Raw genomic sequence first — 22,141 nt, 5'->3', positions numbered from 1 at the left:
GTGCGAGTACTGCATCTCAGTCTGACCGACTTCCGGAACTACACCTCCGCGGAAGTCGGCCTCGCGCGCGGGCCGAACCTCTTCGTCGGCCGCAACGGCCAGGGCAAGACCAATCTGGTCGAGTCGCTCGGCTACCTCTCCAGCCTCGGCTCGCACCGGGTCTCGAGCGACGCGGCGCTCATCCGGCAGGGCACCGACTCGGCGATCGTCCGGGCGCGCCTCGAGGCCGACGGCCGCGAGCTCCTCGCCGAGGTGCAGATCAACCGGTCGTCGGCGAACCGGGCCCAGATCAACCGCGGCGCGATCAAGCCGCGCGAGCTGCCGCGCTACTTCACCAGCGTGCTGTTCGCCCCCGAAGACCTCGCGCTCGTGCGGGGCGAGCCGTCGGGCCGTCGCCGATTCCTCGACGAGCTGCTCGTCACCCGGTCGCCGCGCTTCTCGGGTGTGCAGACCGACTACGACCGCGTGCTGAAACAGCGCAACACCCTCCTCAAGTCGGCGCGCGCGAGCGGGGTCAAGGCCGGCCAGCTCGGCACCCTCGACATCTGGGACGAACGGCTCGTCGCGCTCGGCAGCGAGCTCATCGTCGCGCGAGATCGCCTCGCCGCCGACCTCGCTCCCGAGGTGGCCCGCGCCTACGCGGCCGTCGCCGGCGAGGACCACGCCGCCCGGCTCTCCACGGTGCTGAGCATCCGCGGGTCCGTGCCCGACGACGAGACGGCGGCCGCGGCCGACGCCCCCGAGGAGCCCATCGCGGCCGAGCAGGTCCCCGACGTGTTCCGCGAGGCGCTCGCCCGGGTCCGTCCCTCCGAACTCGACCGGGGCCTCACCCTGGTCGGGCCGCACCGCGACGACCTCTTCCTCTCGCTCAACGGGCTGCCGGCCCGCGGCTACGCCAGTCACGGCGAGTCGTGGTCGTTCGCCCTGGCGCTCAAGCTGGCCTCGGCGGCCGTCGTGCGCTCGGGCTCGTCGACCGGAGACCCCGTGATCGTGCTCGACGACGTCTTCGCCGAGCTCGACGGCTCCCGACGCGAACGCCTCGCCGACGAGGTCGCGGGCTACGAGCAGGTGCTGATCACCGCGGCCGTCGAGGGCGACGTGCCGCAGAGGCTCAAAGCGCACACGGTCCGCATCAAGCAGGGGACGATCGTCGACGACGCAGCCGACACCGCGCCTCCTGCCGTCCCGACGCACGGCGGATCCGATGGCGGGTCCGACGCCGAGACCGTCGAGGCGACCTCTGAAGAGACTGTCGACGCGACGTCCGACGCAACCGCCGCCGACCGTGCCGACGGCGACGAGGATCCCTCGTGAGCGGTGTCGAGGGCGACGAGTCGACGGCCGCGGGATCCCCGGTGCCCGACACCGCGCCTCCTGCTGCGGTGGAGACCCCGCCCGACGACGAGGCGCAGCGGGTGTACCTGCGGTTCCGGCGGGTGTTCGGCGATCCGAACGGTCGATCGCGCGACGGTCGACGGCGCAAGGCGATCAAGCTCGGCTCGCCGAGCCAGCCGTTCGGCACCGGGCGAGAGCCCCGCGGCATCGCCGACGTGCTCGCGAGCGTGACGACCGAGATGGGCTGGAACTCGCCGTTGGCCCAGTCCGAGCTGATGGAGGCGTGGCCCGCCCTGGTCGGCGACGAGCTGTCCGGGCACTCCCACCCGGTGTCGATCGACGACGGCACGCTCACGGTCCAGTGCGACTCGACGGCGTGGGCGACCCAGCTGCGGCTGATGCGCGGACAGGTCACGACGACCATCGTCCAGCGCTACCCCGACGCGGGCATCCAGTCGGTGCGATTCTTGGCACCCAACGCCCCTACCTGGAAACGCGGTCCCAGATCGGTTCCAGGGCGTGGTCCTCGCGATACCTACGGGTGACGAGGGTGAATCGTCCATGAGGGCGCGGAAAATCCCTCTGTGGGCGGATTTCGCCCCGTCGCGGACGGGCCTGCGGTAGACTCGGAAGGTCGCGCGTGAGCCATTCGACACGGGTCGTGGGCAGCGTGACAGACCTCGTCTCAGACGGCAGGAGCCTGCACGCACATGTCACCGAATCCCACCGACGCCCAGCCCGACGACACCTACGGCGCCAGTGCGATCCAGGTGCTCGAGGGTCTCGAGGCCGTCCGGAAGCGACCGGGCATGTACATCGGTTCCACCGGCCCCCGCGGCCTGCACCACCTCGTCTACGAGATCGTCGACAACTCCGTCGACGAGGCCCTCGCCGGCCACTGCGACCACATCGAGATCACAATGCGCGAGGACGGCGGCGTGCGCGTCGTCGACAACGGTCGAGGCATCCCCGTCGACGTCCACCCCGTCGAGGGTCGATCGACCGTCGAGGTCGTCCTGACCGTGCTGCACGCCGGCGGGAAGTTCGGCGGCGGCGGCTACGCCGTCTCGGGTGGTCTGCACGGCGTCGGCAGCTCGGTCGTCAACGCGCTCTCGAGCGAGCTCGACGTCGAGGTGCGCCGCCAGGGCAACGTCTACCGCCAGAGCTTCACCGACGGCGTGCCCGTCGCGCCGCTCGCCAAGGGCGAGGCCGACGACACCACCGGCACCACCATCACCTTCTGGCCGAACGCCGAGATCTTCGAGACCGTCGAGTTCGACTACGAGACGCTCCGCACGCGCTTCCAGCAGATGGCCTTCCTGAACAAGGGCCTCCGGATCGAGCTCAGCGACGAGCGCGTCCAGGAGGACGACGCCACGGCCCGTCACGACGTCTTCCACTACGAGAAGGGCCTCGTCGACTACGTCGAGTACCTCAACACGGTGAAGAAGGTCGAGACCGTCCACGACGACATCATCGCCTTCGAGCAGGAGGACACCGAGAAGAAGATCTCGCTCGAGGTCGCGATGCAGTGGAACACCTCCTATCAGGAGAGCGTCCACACCTACGCGAACACCATCAACACCCACGAGGGCGGAACCCACGAAGAGGGTTTCCGCGCCGCGCTGACCACGCTGGTCAACCGCTACGCGCGCGAGCAGAAGCTGCTCAAGGAGAAGGACGACAACCTCACCGGCGACGACGTCCGCGAGGGTCTGACCGCCGTCATCTCGATCAAGCTCGGCGAGCCGCAGTTCGAGGGCCAGACGAAGACCAAGCTCGGCAACACCGAGGCGAAGTCCTTCGTGCAGAAGATCACCTTCGACCAGATCACCGACTGGTTCGGCCGCAACCCGCGTCAGGCCACCGAGATCGTCCGCAAGGGCATCCTCGCGTCGCAGGCTCGCATGGCCGCCCGCAAGGCGCGCGAGCAGACCCGCCGCAAGGGCGTCCTCGAGTCGAACGGCATGCCCGGCAAGCTCAAGGACTGCCAGAGCAAGGACCCGTCGCTCAGCGAGATCTTCATCGTCGAGGGCGACTCGGCCGGCGGCTCCGCCGTGCAGGGGCGCAATCCCGAGACCCAGGCGATCCTGCCGCTGCGCGGCAAGATCCTCAACGTCGAGAAGGCCCGCCTCGACCGCGCCCTCGGCAACAACGAGGTCCAGGCGATGATCAAGGCCTTCGGCGCCGACATCGGCGAGGACTTCAACCCCGACAAGGCGAGGTACCACAAGATCGTCCTGATGGCCGACGCCGACGTCGACGGCCAGCACATCACGACCCTGCTGCTGACCCTGCTGTTCCGGTACATGCGTCCGCTGATCGATCTCGGCTACGTGTACCTCGCGCAGCCGCCGCTCTACAAGCTCAAGTGGAGCAACGCCCCGCACGAGTACGTCTACAGCGACGCCGAGCGCGACGCGGTGCTCGTCTCGGGCCGCGCCGCCGGCAAGCGCATCCCGAAGGACAACGCCATCCAGCGCTACAAGGGTCTCGGCGAGATGGATTACAAGGAGCTCTGGGAGACCACCATGGATCCCGAGACCCGCACCCTGCTGCAGGTGACCCTCGAGGACGCCGCCGCCGCCGACACGATCTTCGACACCCTGATGGGCGAGAACGTCGAATCGCGCCGCAACTTCATCCAGCAGAACGCGAAAGACGTCCGCTTCCTCGACATCTGACGCGCGCCTCCGGTGATCCGGAGGACGTCCGCGCCCCGCGGACCGGACCGGGGCAGACCACGACAGACGGAGAATCATGGCCGACGAGCCGACAGACACCCCCGAGGGCACCGACGCCGAGGGCACCCCCACGTTCGCGGCGGCGCTCAAGCGCGACAGCGTCGAGCAGGTCGACCTCCAGCTCGAGATGCAGCGGTCGTACCTCGACTACGCGATGAGCGTCATCGTGGGCCGTGCGCTGCCCGAGGTGCGCGACGGTCTCAAGCCGGTGCACCGTCGTGTGATCTACGCGATGTACGACGGCGGCTACCGCCCCGACCGCGCCTTCTCGAAGTGCTCGCGCGTCGTCGGCGACGTCATGGGGCAGTTCCACCCGCACGGCGACTCGGCCATCTACGACGCGCTGGTGCGTCTGGTCCAGCCGTGGAGCCTCCGCTACCCGCTCGCGCTCGGCCAGGGCAACTTCGGCTCGCCCGGCAACGACGGTGCGGCCGCCCCGCGGTACACCGAGACCAAGATGGCTCCGCTGGCCCTCGAGATGGTCCGTGACATCGACGAGGACACCGTCGACTTCCAGGACAACTACGACGGCCGCACGCAGGAGCCCGCGATCCTGCCGAGCCGGTTCCCGAACCTCCTCGTCAACGGATCGGTCGGCATCGCCGTCGGCATGGCGACGAACATCCCGCCGCACAACCTCCGCGAGGTCGCGTCGGGTGCGCAGTGGTACCTGCAGAACCCCGAGGCCAGCCGTGAGGAGCTGCTCGAGGCGCTCATGCAGCGCGTGAAGGGGCCGGACTTCCCGACCGGGGCTCAGATCCTCGGCGTCAAGGGCATCCAGGACGCGTACCGCACGGGCCGCGGCTCGATCACGATGCGCGCCGTGGTCAACGTCGAGGAGATCCAGGGCCGCACCTGCCTCGTCGTCACCGAGCTGCCGTACCAGGTCAACCCCGACAACCTCGCGATCAAGATTGCCGAGCTCGTGAAAGACAACCGGGTCGGGGGCATCGCCGACATCCGCGACGAGACCTCGGGCCGCACCGGTCAGCGTCTCGTCATCGTGCTCAAGCGCGACGCGGTCGCCAAGGTCGTGCTCAACAACCTGTACAAGCACACCTCGCTTCAAGAGAACTTCGGCGCCAACATGCTCGCGATCGTCGACGGCGTGCCCCGCACCCTCGCGCTCGACGGCTTCATCTCGGCGTGGGTCGACCACCAGATCGACGTCATCCAGCGCCGCACGCGCTTCCGCCTGAAGAAGGCCGAAGCCGACGCGCACATCCTGCGCGGCTACCTCAAGGCGCTCGACGCGCTCGACGAGGTCATCGCGCTGATCCGCCGATCCCCGACCGTCGAGGAGGCGCGGGCCGGCCTGATGGACCTCCTGGACGTCGACGAGATCCAGGCCTCGGCCATCCTCAACCTCCAGCTGCGCCGTCTGGCCGCCCTCGAGCGCCAGAAGATCCAGGACGACGCCGACAAGCTCGAGCGCGAGATCGCCGACTACAAGGACATCCTCGCCAAGCCCGAGCGTCAGCGCACCATCGTCAGCGACGAGCTCACCGAGATCACCGACAAGTTCGGCGACGACCGCCGCACCGAGATCATGTTCGGCTTCGACGGCGACATGAGCGTCGAGGACCTCATCCCCGAAGAGGAGATGGTCGTCACCATCACCCGCGGCGGCTACGTCAAGCGCACCCGCAGCGACAACTACCGCAGCCAGCACCGCGGCGGGAAGGGCGTGCGCGGTGCGCAGCTGCGCGCCGACGACGTCGTCGACCACTTCTTCGTGACGACGACGCACCACTGGCTGCTGTTCCTCACGAACAAGGGCCGCGTCTACCGGGCCAAGACCTACGAACTGCAGGAGGCCGGCCGCGATGCGAAGGGTCAGCACGTCGCGAACCTGCTCGCCATGCAGCCCGACGAGCAGATCTCGCAGGTGCTCGACATCCGCGACTACGAGGTCGCCCAGTACCTCGTCCTCGCGACGCGCGACGGTCTGATCAAGAAGACCGCGCTGACCGAGTACGACACCAACCGCACCGGCGGCATCATCGCGATCAACCTCCGCGACGACGACGAGCTCGTCTCGGCGCTGCTGGTCGACGAGGACGACGACCTCCTCCTGGTCTCGCGCCACGGCATGTCGCTGCGCTTCACGGCGAGCAACGACTCGCTGCGTCCGATGGGGCGCTCGACCTCGGGTGTGAAGGGCATGACCTTCCGCGAGGGCGACACGCTGCTCTCGGCGTCGGTCTCCGACGACGAGGGCTACGTGTTCGTCGTCACCGAGGGCGGCTACGCCAAGCGGACGGCCGCCGACCAGTACCGGGTGCAGAACCGCGGCGGGCTCGGCATCAAGGTCGCGAAGCTCGCGGAGGCACGGGGAGACCTCGCCGGCGCGCTGATCGTCGGTGAGGACGACGAGGTGCTCGTGGTGCTGTCCAGTGGCAAGGTGGTACGGTCTGCGGTGGCCGAAGTGCCCGCCAAGGGCCGCGACACCATGGGGGTCGTGTTCGCACGGTTCGCCGCAGATGACCGGATCATCGCCGTGGCGCGCAACACCGAACGCAACCTCGTGGCACAGTCCGACGAGGCCGTCATCGATGCCGTCGGTGACAACGACGCCGTGCCGGCGGTCAGCCCCGGAGACGTGATCGACGCCGTCGAGGCGGACGACACCACCACGGACGCCCTGAACGACGGCACCACTGGAGAGGAACCGAACAATGAGTAGTGTCGCGGAGAGACTCCAGCGCAAAGCCAAACGCCCCGCGGGCACGAAGCAGGTGCGGCTGAAGCTGGTCTACATCGACTTCTGGTCGGTCGTGAAGCTGTCGTTCCTGATCGCCGTGGCCCTGGGCATCATCACCGTGGTCGCCACGTTCCTGATCTGGCTGATCCTCAACCAGACCGGCATCTTCAACGACCTCGACCAGCTGCTGCGCGACATCCTGGGCGATCAGAACTTCTCGATCCAGGACTCGTTCAACGTCGGCCAGGTCATGCTCTTCTCGATCGTCGTCGCCGTGCTGAACGTCGTCATCGGCACCGTGATCGGCGCCATCGTGGCCGTGCTCTACAACCTGAGCGTGCGCGTCACCGGTGGTCTGCTGGTCGGATTCACCAACAACTGAATCGGATCACCGAGTCCCGGTGCGGCGATCCGCACCGTCGATTCGGAAACTCCGTCGTGGTGCTGTAGGCTTTACGACGGTCCGGGGGCTATAGCTCAGGCGGTTAGAGCGCTTCGCTGATAACGAAGAGGTCACAGGTTCAAGTCCTGTTAGCCCCACTCCCGTGTCGTTCCACCAGCGGGTGAACCCCAGTCACACGGGGCCTTAGCTCAGTTGGTAGAGCGCCTGCTTTGCAAGCAGGATGTCAGGAGTTCGATTCTCCTAGGCTCCACAAGAAATGGATCTCTCCCTGCTCCCCGACTTCGTCGGGTCGCGGGGATTTCTTGTCTGTGCTCGTCGGTGCGCCGCCGCTCCTGTGGCGCACGGGGGCGACTGCGTCGCTGCGGGGGGTGCGGTACGCGCATGACGAAGGGCCCGCATCCTGGTGGATGCGGGCCCTTCGTGGTGGTGCGGAGCGACTAGGCCTTGGTGTCGGCGTCGTCGTCGGCGACCCACAGCTCGTCGTCGGCGCGCAGCGTCTGCACGGCGGCGAAGACCAGGGCTCCGAGAGCGATGACGCCCACGCCGATCAGCAGCACGCCGCCGACGCCGGGACCGGACTTCTTCTTGGCCGGTGCGTACTTCTTCGCGACCTTCGCGCCCTGCTTCTTGGCGTTCTTCACGGCCTTCTTGACCTTGGGGTCGTTCGTGATGTCGAGCCCGTTCAGGTACGACTGCACCGACGGGTAGACGTCGTGCTTGAGACGGTCCTGCGCCTTGGTGGCGAACTGGCTGCCCGCGGCGAGGCCGTTCGAGACGGCGGGACGGACGTTGTTGTCGACAGCCGACTTGACGCGCGGCACGACCTCTTTGTTCGCGGCCTTGACCCCGCGGTCGCGGACGTCGCCGAGAACCTTGCCGGCGTGCCCGAAGACCTCGCGCTGCTCCTCCCACACGTCGAACGCGTGCTTCTTGAACTTCTTCAGTTCTTTCTTCTGCTTGCGTGACAGGGCCACAGTGTTCCTCCAACGAGTCGGCAACGGGGCCAGGGGGATACTGGCTCCTCCATCCTGGCACGACGCAACCTGGCAGGGAACACCACGGAGTCTGTGCCTTCTCTGAGGCGGCAGACCCCTGTGGGATGATGAGACCTATGTCAAAGCACACGTCCGTTGCCACGGTGAACACCACCCTCGGCACGATCAAGGTCAACCTGTTCGGCAACCACGCCCCGAAGACCGTGGCCAACTTCACGGGTCTGGCGACCGGCACCATCGAATGGAAGCACCCGGCGACCGGCAAGGTCAGCACCGACAAGCTCTACGACGGCGTCATCTTCCACCGCATCATCAAGGACTTCATGCTCCAGGGCGGCGACCCCCTCGGCCAGGGCATCGGCGGCCCCGGCTACCAGTTCGACGACGAGATCCACCCCGAGCTCGACTTCAGCAAGCCCTACGTCCTCGCCATGGCGAACGCCGGCACCCAGGGCGGCAAGGGCACCAACGGCTCGCAGTTCTTCATCACGACGGTCGCGACCCCGTGGCTGCAGGGCAAGCACACCATCTTCGGCGAGGTCGCCGACGACGAGTCCAAGAAGGTCGTCGACGCCATCGAGGCCGTCAAGACCGACGGCCGCGACAAGCCCCTCGACGACGTCGTCATCGAGAGCGTCACCATCGACGAGGTCTAGGTGACGCAACCCTCCCCGTCGGATGCAGCGAACTACTGCTACCGACACCCTGACAGGCAGAGCTTCGTGCTCTGCCAGCGCTGCGGACGGACCATCTGCGGGCAGTGCCAGACGCCGGCGGCCGTCGGCGTGCACTGCCCGGAGTGCGTCCGCGAGGCCCGCAGCAACGCTCCTCGGGTGCAGCCCGCGGTCGTGACCCGATTCCGCAGCGCCTCCGCGAGCGGTGCGCCCGTCGTGACGTACTCGCTCATCGGCGTCAGCGTCGTCATCTACCTGCTGCAGTTCGTCCTCGGCTCCTCGTTCACGAACCTGCTGTCGTTCTCGGCCCCGTTCGAGATCGTGCAGCCGTGGCGCCTGGTGACGTCCCTGTTCGCCCACGCGGGTCTGCTCCACCTGCTGTTCAACATGTACGCGCTGTTCATCTTCGGCGGGCAGCTCGAGCGGACGCTCGGGCGCGGCCGCTATGCGGCGCTGTACGCGATCAGCGGCATCGGAGGGGCGGCCGCGGTCTCGCTGATCGCTCCGACCACCAGCGTGATCGGCGCCTCCGGGGCGATCTTCGGTCTCATGGCGGCGTTCTTCGTCATCGCCCGGAGCCTCGGCGGCTCGAACGGCGTGCAGCTCCTGGTGCTGGTGGGGATCAACCTCGTGATCGGCATCGTGCTCCCGAACGTCTCGTGGCAGGCCCACGTCGGCGGCCTGGTCGCCGGCGCCGCCGTGGCGTTCGTCTACTCGAAGACGCGGCACCGCTCGAAGCACCGCGTGCAGACGGCGGCGATCGTGGCGATCGGCGTCGTCGTCCTGGCCATCGTCCTGCTGCGGTCGTACCAGCTGGCGTCGGCCTACGGGATCATCTGAGACCGTCGGCTCGAACACCCGGACGACAGAAGAGGCGGCTCCATCAGGAGCCGCCTCTTCCGTCGTTCGTGGCCGGGCCAGGACTTTTCACCGAGTTGTCCACAGAAAGTTATCCACAGGTTTATTAACACTGGGGATAGTTACACCGGTGTAAGTCCGAAGGTGTGTTCTAGCGCCACCGAGTGGTCATAAGGAAGCCGATGAACATGATGCCGAAGCCGACGAGGATGTTCCACGACCCGATCGACGCGACGGGCAGGGTGCTCTGGCTCACGTAGAAGACGACGATCCAGGCGAGCCCGATCAGCATGAAGCCGAACATGACGGGCTTGAACCACACCGGGTTCGGAGCGTCTTCGGCCGTGCGGCTCTCGCGTGGGCTGGCGGGCTTCGAGGTGCGATTCGTGTCTTTGGCCATGGCGCACATCCTACCGTGAGGCCTTCAGGAGGCGCGGGGACCGTGAGCTCGTCCACAGCCGTCGACCCCGACCCGGCTCCCGCACCCCGTGGACCTAGAATCGAGCCATGACCGACGACCCGCGCCGACCGCCTCGGGGCGCGCGATCGAGACGTCCCCGACGCCGCGCCTCCTTCGTGGGTGTGCTCGGCGAGCTGCTGATCACGGCCGGCGTGCTGGTGCTGCTCTTCATCGGCTGGCAGCAGTGGTTCAACGACCTCGTCGTCGCCGGCGAGCACCGCGACCAGGCGTCGAGCCTCAGCGAGCGGTTCGAGCAGAGCGCGGGGCCTGCGGTCGAACCCGACGCCGACGGGTCGTTCGGCGATCCGCCCGTGGGCGAGGCACCCGCCGAGGCGGAGGAGTTCGCGAACTTCTACGTCCCGCGGTTCGGCGCCGACTACGCGGTACCGATCGGCGGCGGCACGAGCACCGTCCGCACCCTCAACTCCGTCGGCATCGGTCACTACGACGACACCCAGATGCCCGGCGAGGTGGGCAACTTCGGCCTCGCCGCCCACCGGACGACGTACGGGGCTCCGTTCAACGCCATCGCCGACCTGCGTGAGGGCGACAAGATGTACGTCCAGACGCGAGACGGCTGGTACACCTACTCGTTCCGCAATCTGCAGTACGTCCAGGCGTCGCAGGTCTCGGTGCTGCAGCCCGTGCCCGACGCGCCCGACGTCTCGGCCGCCTCCGGGGAGCGTCTCATCACGCTGACCAGCTGCAACCCGATGTTCACGGCGCAGGAGCGCATCGTGGCCTACGGCGTCTTCGACTCGTGGCAGCCCCTCTCGGCCGGAGCCCCGGCCGAGGTGGCCGCCGCCGCAGGAGGGAACTGACCGTGTACGCAGGACTGTGGCGTATTCTTCCGGGACCATGGTGGGTCCGGCTGGTGATCCTGCTCGTGCTCGTGGCCGCCGTGCTCTTCGCACTCGTCGAATGGGTCTTCCCCCTCGTGAACGAGTTCATCCCCGCCCCCGACGTCACCGTGGAGACCTCATGACCCGCATCCTGGTCGTCGACAACTACGACAGCTTCGTCTACACGCTGAACGGCTACCTGCAGCAGCTCGGCGCCGAGACCGAGGTGGTCCGGAACGACTCCTTCTCCGGCCGCGACGCCGCCGCACGCATCGACGAGTACGACGCCGTGCTGCTCTCTCCCGGCCCGGGCACCCCTGCCGCCGCCGGGGTGTCGATCGACGTCGTGAACGCCGCCCTCGAGATCGACAAGCCCCTGCTGGGCGTCTGCCTCGGTCACCAGGCGATCGCCGAGGCGCTCGGCGCCACCGTCACGCACGCCGACGAGCTCATGCACGGCAAGACGTCCGAGGTCACGCACGATGACAGCCCCTTCTACGACGGCGTGCCGCAGCCCTTCACGGCGACGCGGTACCACTCGCTGGCCGTCGTGGACGAGACCGTGCCGGGCTCCCTCGAGGTCACGTCACGCACCTCCGGGGGCATCATCATGGGCCTGCAGCACCGCAGCGCTCCGGTGTACGGGGTGCAGTTCCACCCCGAGTCGGTCCTGACCGAGGGCGGCTACCAGATGATCGGCAACTGGCTCGGCGTCGCAGGCCTGCCCGAGGCCCGCGTCACCGCTCGCGGGCTCACGCCCCTCCTCGACCTGAAGTGAGCTCGGCGGACACCACCGTCCGCACGACGACGAACGCCCCGAGCCGAGGCTCGGGGCGTTCTCTCGTGCGCGTCAGCCGCTGCAGACCCGCAGCGTGATCGCGGAGCCCTGCGGGTGATCGCCCGGAGCGAGGTTCTGACCGGCCACGGCGCCGCCGGTGCAGCCCGGGTCGGGTTCGAGGGTCACCGGCAGCTGGAGCCGTTCGGCGAGCTGGGCGTTGGCGTCGGCCGACGAGAGGCCGGTGACGTCGGGCACGTTGACCAGCCCGTTCGAGACGACGAGGTCGATCGTGGTGCCGACGGGCACGTCGGCGTCGACGGCGGGATCCGCCTGCATCACGGCGCCCTCGGGGACGTCGGCCGAGTAGTCGGTCGTCTGCTGGCCCTGCCCGAATCCCTCGTCGGTCAGCGTCTGCCAGGCCTCGTCGACCTGCGAGCCGACGACGTCGGGCACCGCGACGGACTGCGGGCCGGTCGAGACCGTGACCGTGACGGAGGTGTCGAGGGGGACGGAGATGCCCGCGTCGGGGTCGGTCGAGACGATGTCGCCCGCCTCGACGGTGTCGTCGGGCATCTCGGCGCGTGTGACCTCGAGACCGAGCTCGTCGAGCCGTGCGGCGCCGTCGTCGTAGCTGACGCCGACGAGATCGGGGATCCGCGTCGACTGCGTGTTGTCGACGACCGGGGGCGTCAGGTTGACGACCCAGAAGACCACGGCGGCGATGACGATGCCGACCAGGACGATGCCCGCCCAGATCCATGCCACGGGGGGCCGGGTCTGGGTGCGCTGCGGGCGGTCGTTGTCGTCGGAGGCGAGTTCTTTCAGGGCGGCCTCGCTGCCCGCGGCCGCGGCCGGGTTGACGCCGAAGAGCGTGCTGCCGACGTGCGAGGCCGGCAGGCGCCGGGCGGGCGCACGACCCTCGGCGGCGGCCTCGACGTCGGACCGGAAATCGGCCGCGGTCTGGAACCGCTCGAAGCGGTCTTTGGCCAGGGCGTGCAGCACCACGGCGTCGAGCGCGGGCGACACGGCCGGTGCGATCGTGCTGGGCGGCACGGGCGGCTCGCTGACGTGCTGGTAGGCGACCGCCACGGGGGATTCTCCGCGGAACGGCGGGCGGCCGGTCAGCAGCTCGAAGAGCAGGACCCCGGTGGAGTACAGGTCGGTGCGGGCGTCGACCGTCTCGCCACGGGCCTGCTCGGGGCTGAAGTACTGCGCCGTGCCGAGGATGGCGGTCGTCTGGGCGACGGTGGCGGACGAGTCGGAGATGGCTCGGGCGATGCCGAAGTCCATCACCTTGACCTGGCCCGTGTGGGTGATCATCACGTTGCCGGGTTTGATGTCGCGGTGCACGACCCCGGCCCGGTGGGAGTACTCGAGGGCGGTCAGGACGCCCTGCGTGATGCGCATGGCCTCGGCAGGCTCGATCGGGCCCTCGGCCACGATGTCCTTGAGCAGCCGCCCCTCGACGTACTCCATGACGATGAAGGGGACCTGCACCTCGTGGCCGTTGGCCGAGCGGACGGTCTCCTCGCCGGCGTCGAAGACCCGCACGATCGTGGGGTGAGCCATGCGCGCAGCGGCCTGCGCCTCCTGGCGGAAGCGCGTGCGGAAGGCGGGGTCGGTGGCCAGGGCGGGTTTCATCAGCTTGATCGCGATGCGGCGACCCAGGCGGGCGTCGGTGCCGACATGCACGTCCGCCATGCCGCCGCGACCGATGAGCTCACCGATCTGGTAGCGGTTGGCGAGGAGGTGGATGCCCTCTCTCACGCCTTCGACCACGCCTGACACTCCCTCACGTACCGTGATCTCGGAACGCACGGTTGAGGCAAGTGTACTTGGCCGTCTGACCCCGGATCGGGTGTCGGGGTCCGTCCTGGGGATGATTGTCAGGGGTTCGTGACCGCGGCCCGGAGCGGGCCGCGGTCACGGGGATCAACCCTGAGGCGGGTCGGTGGTGGCCGGGGTCGTGGGGTCCGGGCTCGGCTGCTGCTCGACCTGCGTGGCGGTGATGGTCACACCGGGCGACGGGTCGGACGCCAGGTCGCCGCAGTTGGCGACGTAGGCGACCGTGACGTTGCCGGGCGTCGTCGAGACGACCTGGATGGAGGTGACGTTGGCGCCCACCGCACCGCCGGTCTGACCCGACGTGTCGGTGCCGCCGGTGATCGAGTACGAGTACCCGGTCAGCGAGTAGCCCGTCGGGCAGCCCGCGTAGGACTCCCAGCTGATGGTGGCGGCCTGGGTGCCGTCGGCGGCGATCTGCGTGGGATCCGCGCTGGGCGACCCCGGCTGCGTCGGCTGCGGTGCGGCCTGATAGATCAGGATCGTCACCGTGCTGCCCTTGCGGACGTTGCCGCTCGGGTTGACGCTCGCGACCGTGCCGACGTCCTCCGCGTTCGGCGGGGCGGCCGAGCTCGGCGCCGAGTCGACGACGAGGTCGAGCGACTCGAGGGCGGACCGGGCCTGCGCCTCCGTCATGCCGATGAAGTCGCCGGCGACGACGTTGACCGTGTCGGGGGTCGCGCTCGGGGTCTCGGAAGGCGTGGTCTCCGCCGGCGCGGGCTCCGACGAGGTGGCCGACGGCGACGACGATGACGGCGCGGGTGCCGGTTCGTTCGACGACAGGGCGAAGGCGATCACCGCGACGGCGCCGGCGAGGACGAGCACGCCCAGCACGATGAGCGGCCAGAACCACGGGCTGCGGGGCTTCCTCTCGTCGTCGAGGTCGTCGTCGTGCAGGGCGTCGGGGTCGGCCGAGCCGGGCGTGTAGGACCCGGTCGGGTTCGCCCCGGTGGCGTTCGGATTGAAGAGCTGCGTCGTGGCGTCCTGCGAGGCGAAGGCGCGCGTCGCGTCGTCGGCGGCGAGGGCGGCGGCACCGATCGCGGGCACGGCGACGGTCGCGGCGCCCACGTCGCCGCGGCGCAGAGCCCGCGCCGCCTGGGCCAGAGCCGAGGCCGTCGCGGGGCGTTCGCCGGGCTTCTTCGAGATGCAGGACATCACCAGGCGGCGCACCGGCTCGGAGACCGTCGACGGGAGGTCGGGCGGCGTCTCGTTGATCTGCGCCATCGCGATGGCGACCTGGGACTCGCCGGTGAACGGGCGACGACCCGCGAGAGCCTCGTAGGCGACGATGCCGAGCGAGTAGATGTCGGTGCTGGGCGAGGCGGGGTGGCCGCTCGCCTGCTCGGGCGACAGGTACTGGACGGTGCCCATGACCTGGCCGGTGGCGGTGAGCGGGACCTGGTCGGCGATGCGGGCGATGCCGAAGTCGGTGATCTTGACCCGGCCGTCGGGCGTGACGAGCAGGTTCCCGGGCTTGATGTCCCGGTGCACGAGGCCGGCGGCGTGGGCGGCCTGCAGGGCCGACGCGGTCTGCGCGACGATGTCGAGCACCTTGTCCGTCGGCAGCACGCGATCGCGCTCGAGCACGGTCGACATGGCCTCGCCGGGCACGAGCTCCATGACGAGGTAGGCGCTGCCCTCCTCCTCGCCGTAGTCGAAGACGTTGGCGATGCCCTCGTGGTTCACGAGCGCGGCGTGGCGCGCCTCGGCGCGGAAGCGCTCGAGGAACCCGGGGTCGCCCAGGTACTCGTCCTTCAGGATCTTGATGGCGACCGTGCGGCCGATGACGAGGTCGGTGGCCTCCCACACCTCGCCCATGCCGCCGATGGCGACGCGGGTCGAGAGCTGGTAACGCCCACCGAAGGTGATTCCGCCCGAAGGTCTCATTTGTTCAGCACCGCCTCAATGACTTTCTTCGCGATTGGTGACGCGACACTGTTTCCGAACGCGGACTGGCCCTGTCCGCCGCCGTTCTCGACGACGACCGCGACGGCCACCTCGGGGTCGGCCGCCGGAGCGAATCCGGTGAACCAGAGGGTGTACGGATCGCCCGTGCCGTTCTCGGCCGTCCCCGTCTTTCCGGCCACGTCGACCCCGTCAATTCTTGCATTGCTGGCCGCGCCGTCCGCGACGTCCTGGACCATCATGTCGGTCATCGTCGACGCCGTGTCGGAACTGATGGGGTCGCCGTACTCGCTCGGCGAGAAATCCTCCACCGGGCTGAGATCGGGGTTCAGCACGCTGTCGATCAGCGTGGGGTTCATCTGGGTGCCGCCGTTGGCGATGGCCGCCGAGACCATGGCCATCTGGAGCGGCGTGACGCGGTCGCTGCCCTGTCCGAACGACTGGAGCATGAGGGCCGCGTCGCTGATCTCGGCCCCCTCGGCGTCCTCGATGGGGAACTGGCTGGGGGTGACCGACTGCGGGATCTCGATCGAGTCGTCGTCGAAGCCGAACGCCTGGGCCTGCTCCTTCAGCGCGTCGGCGCCGAGGGCCCGACCCAGCTGGGCCATCGGGATGTTGCACGAGAGGCGCAGGGCCGTCGCGATGGTCGCCTCGTCTCCGCCGCCGCAGCTGCCGCCTTCGGCGTTGTTGATGTTCGTGCTCGTGCCCGGGAGGGTCAGCGTCGACGGGTTGGGGAAGGTGCTCTCGGGCGTGTAGTCGCCGCTCTCGAGAGCGGCTGCGACCGTGATGAGCTTGAAGGTCGAGCCGGGCACGTAGAGGTTCCCCTCGATCGCCTTGTTCTGCAGCGGATCGGCGGGATCGGCGACGAGAGCGTCGTAGGCGGCCTTGACGGCGGCGCTGTCGTGGCTCGCGAGCGGGTTCGGGTCGTAGCTCTCCTTCGAGACCATGGCCAGGATCTTGCCCGTCGACGGTTCGACGGCGACGATCGAGCCGGTGTTGCTGCCGAGCGCGTCGAACGCGGCCTGCTGCACGTCGGGGTCGAGGGTCAGGTTGACCGTGGCGCCCTCGGGCGACTGCCCGGTGAGCAGCGAGTTCATCTGCTCGAAGAACTGCGAGTTCGCGTTGCCCGTCAGGTACTGGTTCATGGCGTCCTCGATGCCGCGCGAGCCCTGACCGAGCGTGTAGTAGCCGGTGACGGGTGCGTAGAGCTGCGGCTGCGAGTACGAGCGCTGGTACTTGTAGACGTCGTCGACGGGGTCGGACTGCGCCACGGGCTCGCCGCCGACCAGGATGGGCCCGCGCTGGGCCGAGTAGCTCGCCAGCAGCGCCCGCGAGTTGCGCGGGTCGGCGCGCAGCGAATCGGCCTGGAAGGTCGTGATGTACGTGCTCGACACGAAGAGCGCCACGAACATCGCGAGCACCACGAGGCTCACTCGTCTCAGTTCCTTGTTCATCAGCCGATCACCAGCCTCGGTTGGTTCCGCACCGAATCGGACAGTCGCAGCAGCAGCGCCACGATGATCCAGTTCGCCACGAGGGACGATCCGCCGGCGGCCATGAACGGCGCCGTCAGACCGGTCAGGGGGATGACCCGGGTCACGCCGCCCATGACGACGAAGACCTGCAGCGCGATGACGAACGCCAGCCCGACGCCGAGCATGCGGCCGAAGTCGTCCTGACCGACGAAGCCGATGCGGAAGCCGCGCGAGACGAGCAGCAGGTAGAGCGCGAGGATGGCGAAGATCCCGGCCAGACCGAGCTCCTCGCCGAGCGAGGCGAAGATGTAGTCGCTCTCGGCGAGGGGCGTGGTCTGCGGTCGGCCCTGGCCGAGGCCCGTTCCGATCAGGCCGCCGTTGGCGAACCCGAAGAGTCCGGACACGAGCTGGAACGAGCCGCCGTCGGCGCTGTACTCCGCCGGATCGAAGGGGTTCAGCCAGGCGGCGAAGCGGCCCTGCACGTAGCCGAGGAAGGTCGAGGCCACGATCGCCCCGCCGAGGAAGAGCGTCAGACCGAGCACGATCCAGCTGGCCCGACCGGTGCCGACGTAGATCATCACGAGGAAGAGCCCGAAGTAGAGCAGCGAGGTGCCGAGGTCGCGCTGGAAGATCAGGACGCCCATGGCGACGAGCCAGACGATGAGGATCGGACCGAGGTCGCGGGGTCGCGGGAACCGCATGCCGAGGATCTTCGGGCCCATCAGCGAGAGGTTGTCGCGGGCGGTCACCAGGTAGCCGGCGAAGAAGACGGCCAGGGTGATCTTGGCGATCTCGCCCGGCTGGAACGAGAACGGTCCGATGTCGATCCACACGCGGGCGTTGAGCCCCTCGCGGCCGAGACCCGGGAGCAGGGGCAGCAGCAGCAGGACGATCGAGACGAACATCGCGATGTACCGGTAGCGCGAGAGGATCCGGTAGTTGCGCACCACGATCAGCGCGACCAGGGCGATGACCATCGCCATGGCGGTCCAGGCGATCTGCTTGATGCCGAAGGCCTCCCAGCCCGAGCGGCCGTAGGCGAGGTCGATCCGGTAGATCATCGCGATGCCGATGCCGTTGAGGGCGAGACCGATCGGGAGGATGAACGGGTCGGCCTCGCGGGCCACCACCCGGAGGACGAGGTGGAAGACCAGCCCGAGACCCAGCACGGCCGAGCCGGCGATGAGCACGCCGGGGTCGATCTCGTCGGTGGCGCCGAGCTGGACGAGCACGACGGCTCCGGCGCAGATGCCGCAGGCGATGAGCAGCATGAGCAGCTCGAGATTGCGCAGGCGAGCGGGCTGGCGCAGACGGATGGTGATCGCCTGAGTGAGGCTCGTGGGCTCGGAGTCCGCGGGACGCGACGTCCTCTTGGAGCCCCCCGCGCCTCCTGCCGGACGTCCGATCAGTTCGGTCGACGTGTCGTCACCGGGTGCTGGCATCGGCCAACCTCTCGACGATGGAGCGCGCGTCGGCCAGCGACCGGGCGTTGATGGTGTCCTCGACGGTCTGCTGGGTGTAGTTCGGCAGATCGGAGACGGCGAGGTCGGTCTCCTCGACGACGCTCGAGAGGCCGATCGGGCCGAGGGTCTGCTGCACGCCCTTGTAGATGACGACCGTGCCCTCCTGCTCGCCGACGTAGTAGTGGTCCTGGGTCCACTGGTAGGTCAGCACCAGGCCGGCGACCAGGGCGCCGATCGCGACGACCAGCGCCACCAGCCAGGTGATGCGGCGTCGTCGTCGACGACGCTTGTCTTCGGCGATGAGCTCGGCGAGGTACTCGTCGGACTCGGGCTCGAAGTGGCTGTCCTCGGGGGTGGTGGCCACCTTGAGCGGGTGCAGCAGGATCGTCGGCAGACGGAGGGACTTGCGTCCCGTCTCGCCCTCGAAGGTGAGCGGGACGGCGGCCGAGCCGACGGTGACCGGCGGCTCGGCCGACGAGTCGCCCGACTCGTCGACGTCGACGATCACGACGGTCACGTTGTCGGGCGCGCCGTGGTCGAGCGTCTCCTTCACGAGGCGACGCGAGGTCTGCTCGCAGTCGAGGCCGGCCGCGAGGGCCTTCTTGATGCGGTCCTCCGCGAGGTAGCTGCTGAGTCCGTCGGAGCAGATCAGCCAGCGGTCGCCGGGCTGCGTCCCCAGGATGGCCGTGTCGATCTCGGGGGCCGCGTCGACGTCGCCGAGCACGCGCATCAGGACGCTGCGTCGGGGGTGGACGGCCGCCTCCTCGGCGGTGATCCGCCCGCTGTCGACGAGGCGCTGCACGAAGGTGTGGTCGGCCGTGATCTGGCTGAGCTCGCCCTCGCGCCAGAGGTAGATGCGGGAGTCGCCGATGTGGGCGATGGCCATGCTGTCGCCGACGCGCAGCATCGCGCTGACCGTCGTGCCCATGCCGGTCAGCTCCTGGTGCTCGAACACCGTCTCGGCCAGGAGCTGGTTCGCGGCGATCAGCGACGACTGCAGGGCGAATTCCGCGTCGCCCGGCGAGGTGTACTGCTTGTCGGTCTCGCGGATGCGGCGGATCGCGATGGCGGAGGCGACGTCGCCGCCCGCGTGGCCGCCCATGCCGTCGGCGACCACGAACAACCGGGTCCCGGCATAGCCGCTGTCTTGGTTGTTCGACCTGATCTTGCCCACATTGGACAGGGCCGCGCTCTTGGGCTGCGTCATGGGGCGCTTACCGTCGCAGCTCGAAGCTCGTCTGGCCGATCGTCACCGTGGAACCGACGGGCACCGGGGTGGGAACCGTGACGCGTTCGCCCGCGAGGAACGTGCCGTTCGTGGAATCGAGGTCCTGGATGACCCAGCGACCGTTCCACAGCATGAGTCGAGCGTGATGCGTCGAGGTGTAGTCGTCGCGGATCACGAGGTTGCTCTCCTGCGAGCGACCGATCGTGAGAGGGCCATCGGCGAGAGGCATCTCGAGGCCGGCCTTGGCGCCCTTCGTGATGACCAGACGCGTGGCGGCCGTGTCGCCGCCGGAGCCGCTCGGCGCCGCCGGAGCCGGTGCGCGAGGGGCGGCGGGTGCGGGAGGCGCGGCGGCGGCTTGGTTCGCCTGCCCCGCCTGCTGGTCGGCCGGGAGCTTGCGCGCCCGCTGCCCGAAGAGATCGGACCGCAGGGCGAACACGATCGCGAAGACGAACAGCCAGAGCACGGCCAGGAAGCCGAACCGCAGGGCGAGGAGGGTGAGCTCGCTCGTCATCGTCGACCCCCCGAGACGTCGGGCCCGTCGAAGGGGTCGGGCGTCGCTGAAAGGGGGAGCACGCGGAACACGATACGCGTACGACCGATCTGGATCGTCGAATCGGGCAGCAGCGGGGCCTTCGACAGGGGTTCGCCGTCGAGTTTCGAGCCGTTCGTCGAGCCCAGGTCGCGGACCTGCGCCCGGTTGCCGTCCCACAGGATCTCGACGTGGCGACGGGAGGTCCCGGTGTCCTGCACGGTGATGTCGGCGTCGGTGCCTCGACCGATGACCGTCCGCTGGCCGCGCAGCACGTGGCGCTGTCCGTCGATGTCGACGACCGGACGCCAGCTGACCTCCTCGCCCCGGACATTGCGCGAGTCGACCGCCAGGATGCCGATGCTCAACGAGTCGTCCTCGCGGAGTCGGATGCTCAGAGGGCCCGCGAACTGGTAGCCCTGCGCCGTCGCATGGCGCTTCGTCAGCTGCGTCAGCTCGTCGATCAGGGTGGAGCCGATCGCGGCCATCTTCTCGTAGTCCATCGGAGAGAGACGGACGAGCAGCTCGTTCGGCACGAGGATGCGGTCGCGGGAGACCACGGCGGCCTTCGTGTCGAGCTCGCGCCGCAGCGCGTTCGTGAGCTCGAGTGGCTGCACGCTCGAACGGAACGTCTTGGCGAAGGCGCCGTTGACGGCGCGCTCCAGCCCACGTTCGAAGTTGTCGAGCAGTCCCATGTCTCTCCAGGTTCGGGGTCTCAGGTCGCCCGATCTTAGCCGGAACGAGTGGCATGTCCTCGCGAGTGCAGAAGGGAACGCCTCGTTCATGCTAGTGTTTTCGAGTTCGCGCGAGTGGCGGAATTGGCAGACGCGCTGGCTTCAGGTGCCAGTGCTCGAAAGGGCGTGGGGGTTCAAGTCCCCCCTCGCGCACGAACGAAATGGCTCTCCCTTACGGGAGGGCCATTTGTTCTCTGTGCTTGTCGTGCGCCGCCGCCTCTGCGGCGCAGGCCGAAATGGCTCTCCCCTACGGGGAGGGCCATTTGTTCTCTGTGCTGATGGTGCGCCGCCGCCTCTGCGGCGCAGGCCGAAATGGCTCTCCCTTACGGGAGGGCCATTCGTTCTCTGTGCTGGTTGTGCGCCGCCGCTTCTGCGGCGCAGGCCGAAATGGCTCTCCCTAGGGGAGGGGGTCGATCAGGTGCGGGCCGTTGTTGCGGACCGAGTTCGCGTCGCGGGAGACCTCGTAGTGCACCAGGTCGTGGGCGATCTCGTGCGAATCCCGGTCGAGCAGCTCGTCCGAGCCGAGGTGGTCGCCCAGCCAGTCGTCGTACGAGTCCGGTGTCAGGCAGGCCGGCATGCGATCGTGCACCTCACCGGGAGCGACATGGGCGTCACGGGTGATGATCGACATCGTCGCCACCCACCTGTCGGGGTCGTCGTCGGCCTTGGTCGGATCGGGCCAGGCGCTGGCCACGGCCGCCATCGCCAGGCCCGCATCCGGCTGGTGGATGAAGTGCGGCTGCTTGCCCGTCTCGGTGACGACCCACTCGTAGTAGCCGGCGGCGGGCACGATGCAGCGCGCCTGGGCGAAGGGACGGCGGAACATGCCGCTGGTCGCCACGGTCTCGATCCGCGCGTTGATCGGCTGGGGTCGCCGCTTGAGGTCGGGGTACCAGGAGGGGACGAGGCCCCAGCGCACCAGGGGCAGCTCGCGACGACCGTGCCGTTCGCGCACGACGGGGACGCGCGTCGTCGGGGCGACGTTGAAGTCGTCGGGCAGCGGTCCGAGGCCGTCGAGCAGGCTCGGCAGCAGGTCGGATGTCGCTCGGGCGATGACGTAGCGGCCGCACATGTCCACAGTCTCCCCTTCCCCGTGGTCCTGCGGTAGTGCTTCACTGGGGCCGAGCGCACGCTCGAGCGAGGTCGGCCCCCACGGGCCCCGGCGAGACGGT

General features: G+C 68.8%; 20 protein-coding genes and 3 tRNA genes. 13 read left to right on the top strand and 10 right to left on the bottom strand.

Annotated features, from left to right (window positions below):
* From recF to FFA01_RS09630, 7 genes are all read left to right on the top strand, one after another.
* Entirely contained in the window at window positions 1-1,314 is a 1,314-nt protein-coding gene (gene recF, locus FFA01_RS09660) for a DNA replication/repair protein RecF (protein ID WP_146855514.1), read from the top strand.
* Window positions 1,311-1,880, top strand: a complete 570-nt coding sequence (locus FFA01_RS09655; RefSeq protein WP_244289785.1) for a DciA family protein — start codon at window positions 1,311-1,313, stop codon at window positions 1,878-1,880. The genes recF and FFA01_RS09655 overlap by 4 nt, the downstream gene beginning before the upstream one ends.
* 165 nt (window positions 1,881-2,045) lie before the next feature.
* Window positions 2,046-4,019, top strand: a complete 1,974-nt coding sequence (gene gyrB, locus FFA01_RS09650; RefSeq protein ID WP_146855512.1) for a DNA topoisomerase (ATP-hydrolyzing) subunit B — start codon at window positions 2,046-2,048, stop codon at window positions 4,017-4,019.
* A 76-nt stretch (window positions 4,020-4,095) separates the two neighbouring features.
* Window positions 4,096-6,765, top strand: a complete 2,670-nt coding sequence (gene gyrA / locus FFA01_RS09645; protein WP_146855510.1) for a DNA gyrase subunit A — start codon at window positions 4,096-4,098, stop codon at window positions 6,763-6,765.
* Window positions 6,758-7,165 (top strand): DUF3566 domain-containing protein, encoded by a 408-nt coding sequence (locus tag FFA01_RS09640; protein ID WP_146855508.1) that lies wholly within the window; start codon window positions 6,758-6,760, stop codon window positions 7,163-7,165. The genes gyrA and FFA01_RS09640 overlap by 8 nt, the downstream gene beginning before the upstream one ends.
* Before the next feature lie 84 nt (window positions 7,166-7,249).
* Window positions 7,250-7,323: transfer RNA gene (locus FFA01_RS09635), tRNA-Ile, on the top strand.
* A 40-nt stretch (window positions 7,324-7,363) separates the two neighbouring features.
* Window positions 7,364-7,436, top strand: a tRNA-Ala gene (locus FFA01_RS09630).
* Window positions 7,437-7,623: 187 nt separating this feature from the next.
* Here FFA01_RS09630 and FFA01_RS09625 read toward each other — a convergent pair.
* Window positions 7,624-8,160 (bottom strand): hypothetical protein, encoded by a 537-nt coding sequence (locus tag FFA01_RS09625; RefSeq protein ID WP_146855506.1) that lies wholly within the window; start codon window positions 8,158-8,160, stop codon window positions 7,624-7,626.
* A gap of 137 nt (window positions 8,161-8,297) precedes the next feature.
* Between FFA01_RS09625 and FFA01_RS09620 the strand changes: the two genes are divergently transcribed.
* Window positions 8,298-8,837, top strand: coding sequence for a peptidylprolyl isomerase (locus FFA01_RS09620; protein ID WP_146855504.1), 540 nt, complete (start codon window positions 8,298-8,300; stop codon window positions 8,835-8,837).
* Window positions 8,838-9,695, top strand: a complete 858-nt coding sequence (locus tag FFA01_RS09615) for a rhomboid family intramembrane serine protease (protein WP_146855502.1) — start codon at window positions 8,838-8,840, stop codon at window positions 9,693-9,695.
* Between the two features lie 169 nt (window positions 9,696-9,864).
* Here the strand turns inward: FFA01_RS09615 and FFA01_RS09610 are convergent, their stop codons facing one another.
* Window positions 9,865-10,113 (bottom strand): cell division protein CrgA, encoded by a 249-nt coding sequence (locus FFA01_RS09610; RefSeq protein WP_146855500.1) that lies wholly within the window; start codon window positions 10,111-10,113, stop codon window positions 9,865-9,867.
* 107 nt (window positions 10,114-10,220) lie between these two features.
* Between FFA01_RS09610 and FFA01_RS09605 the strand changes: the two genes are divergently transcribed.
* Genes FFA01_RS09605 through FFA01_RS09600 form a run of 3 tightly spaced genes read left to right on the top strand, consistent with a single transcriptional unit; the run spans window position 10,221 to window position 11,793 of the window.
* Window positions 10,221-10,994, top strand: a complete 774-nt coding sequence (locus tag FFA01_RS09605) for a class E sortase (RefSeq protein WP_146855498.1) — start codon at window positions 10,221-10,223, stop codon at window positions 10,992-10,994.
* Between the two features lie 2 nt (window positions 10,995-10,996).
* Window positions 10,997-11,158 (top strand): hypothetical protein, encoded by a 162-nt coding sequence (locus FFA01_RS16125; RefSeq protein WP_182501185.1) that lies wholly within the window; start codon window positions 10,997-10,999, stop codon window positions 11,156-11,158.
* Window positions 11,155-11,793 (top strand): anthranilate synthase component II, encoded by a 639-nt coding sequence (locus FFA01_RS09600; RefSeq protein WP_146855496.1) that lies wholly within the window; start codon window positions 11,155-11,157, stop codon window positions 11,791-11,793. Before FFA01_RS16125 ends, FFA01_RS09600 begins: the two co-directional genes overlap by 4 nt.
* Window positions 11,794-11,865: 72 nt before the next feature.
* Here FFA01_RS09600 and pknB read toward each other — a convergent pair whose 3' ends face one another.
* The 7 genes from pknB to FFA01_RS09565 form a co-directional block, all read right to left on the bottom strand.
* Complete coding sequence (pknB, locus tag FFA01_RS09595) at window positions 11,866-13,572, bottom strand: Stk1 family PASTA domain-containing Ser/Thr kinase (protein WP_146855494.1); 1,707 nt, start codon at window positions 13,570-13,572, stop codon at window positions 11,866-11,868.
* Window positions 13,573-13,725: 153 nt separating this feature from the next.
* Window positions 13,726-15,522, bottom strand: coding sequence for a protein kinase domain-containing protein (locus tag FFA01_RS09590; RefSeq protein WP_146855492.1), 1,797 nt, complete (start codon window positions 15,520-15,522; stop codon window positions 13,726-13,728).
* Window positions 15,519-16,994, bottom strand: coding sequence for a peptidoglycan D,D-transpeptidase FtsI family protein (locus FFA01_RS09585; RefSeq protein ID WP_146855491.1), 1,476 nt, complete (start codon window positions 16,992-16,994; stop codon window positions 15,519-15,521). The genes FFA01_RS09590 and FFA01_RS09585 overlap by 4 nt, the downstream gene beginning before the upstream one ends.
* Window positions 16,994-18,457 carry an FtsW/RodA/SpoVE family cell cycle protein gene (locus FFA01_RS09580; RefSeq protein WP_146855489.1) on the bottom strand — a complete coding sequence of 488 codons (1,464 nt, stop codon included), beginning with the start codon at window positions 18,455-18,457 and terminating at the stop codon, window positions 16,994-16,996. Before FFA01_RS09580 ends, FFA01_RS09585 begins: the two co-directional genes overlap by 1 nt.
* Complete coding sequence (locus tag FFA01_RS09575) at window positions 18,441-19,685, bottom strand: PP2C family protein-serine/threonine phosphatase (RefSeq protein ID WP_146855487.1); 1,245 nt, start codon at window positions 19,683-19,685, stop codon at window positions 18,441-18,443. The genes FFA01_RS09580 and FFA01_RS09575 overlap by 17 nt, the downstream gene beginning before the upstream one ends.
* A 7-nt stretch (window positions 19,686-19,692) precedes the next feature.
* Window positions 19,693-20,217, bottom strand: a complete 525-nt coding sequence (locus tag FFA01_RS09570) for an FHA domain-containing protein FhaB/FipA (RefSeq protein ID WP_146855485.1) — start codon at window positions 20,215-20,217, stop codon at window positions 19,693-19,695.
* Window positions 20,214-20,930: an FHA domain-containing protein gene (locus tag FFA01_RS09565; RefSeq protein WP_146855483.1), complete on the bottom strand. Its 717-nt coding sequence runs from the start codon at window positions 20,928-20,930 to the stop codon at window positions 20,214-20,216. Before FFA01_RS09565 ends, FFA01_RS09570 begins: the two co-directional genes overlap by 4 nt.
* 108 nt (window positions 20,931-21,038) lie before the next feature.
* Here FFA01_RS09565 and FFA01_RS09560 point away from each other — a divergent pair.
* Window positions 21,039-21,122: transfer RNA gene (locus tag FFA01_RS09560), tRNA-Leu, on the top strand.
* Between the two features lie 244 nt (window positions 21,123-21,366).
* Here the strand turns inward: FFA01_RS09560 and FFA01_RS09555 are convergent.
* On the bottom strand, window positions 21,367-22,041 hold the full coding sequence (locus FFA01_RS09555) for an SOS response-associated peptidase (protein WP_146855481.1): 675 nt from the start codon (window positions 22,039-22,041) through the stop codon (window positions 21,367-21,369).
* Between the last annotated feature and the right edge of the window lie 100 nt (window positions 22,042-22,141).

Origin of the sequence: Frigoribacterium faeni (assembly GCF_007988805.1) — a bacterium.
Lineage (GTDB): Bacteria > Actinomycetota > Actinomycetes > Actinomycetales > Microbacteriaceae > Frigoribacterium > Frigoribacterium faeni.
The sequence above is the reverse complement of the archived record's forward strand: the minus strand, read 5'-3'. Positions and strand labels throughout refer to the sequence as shown.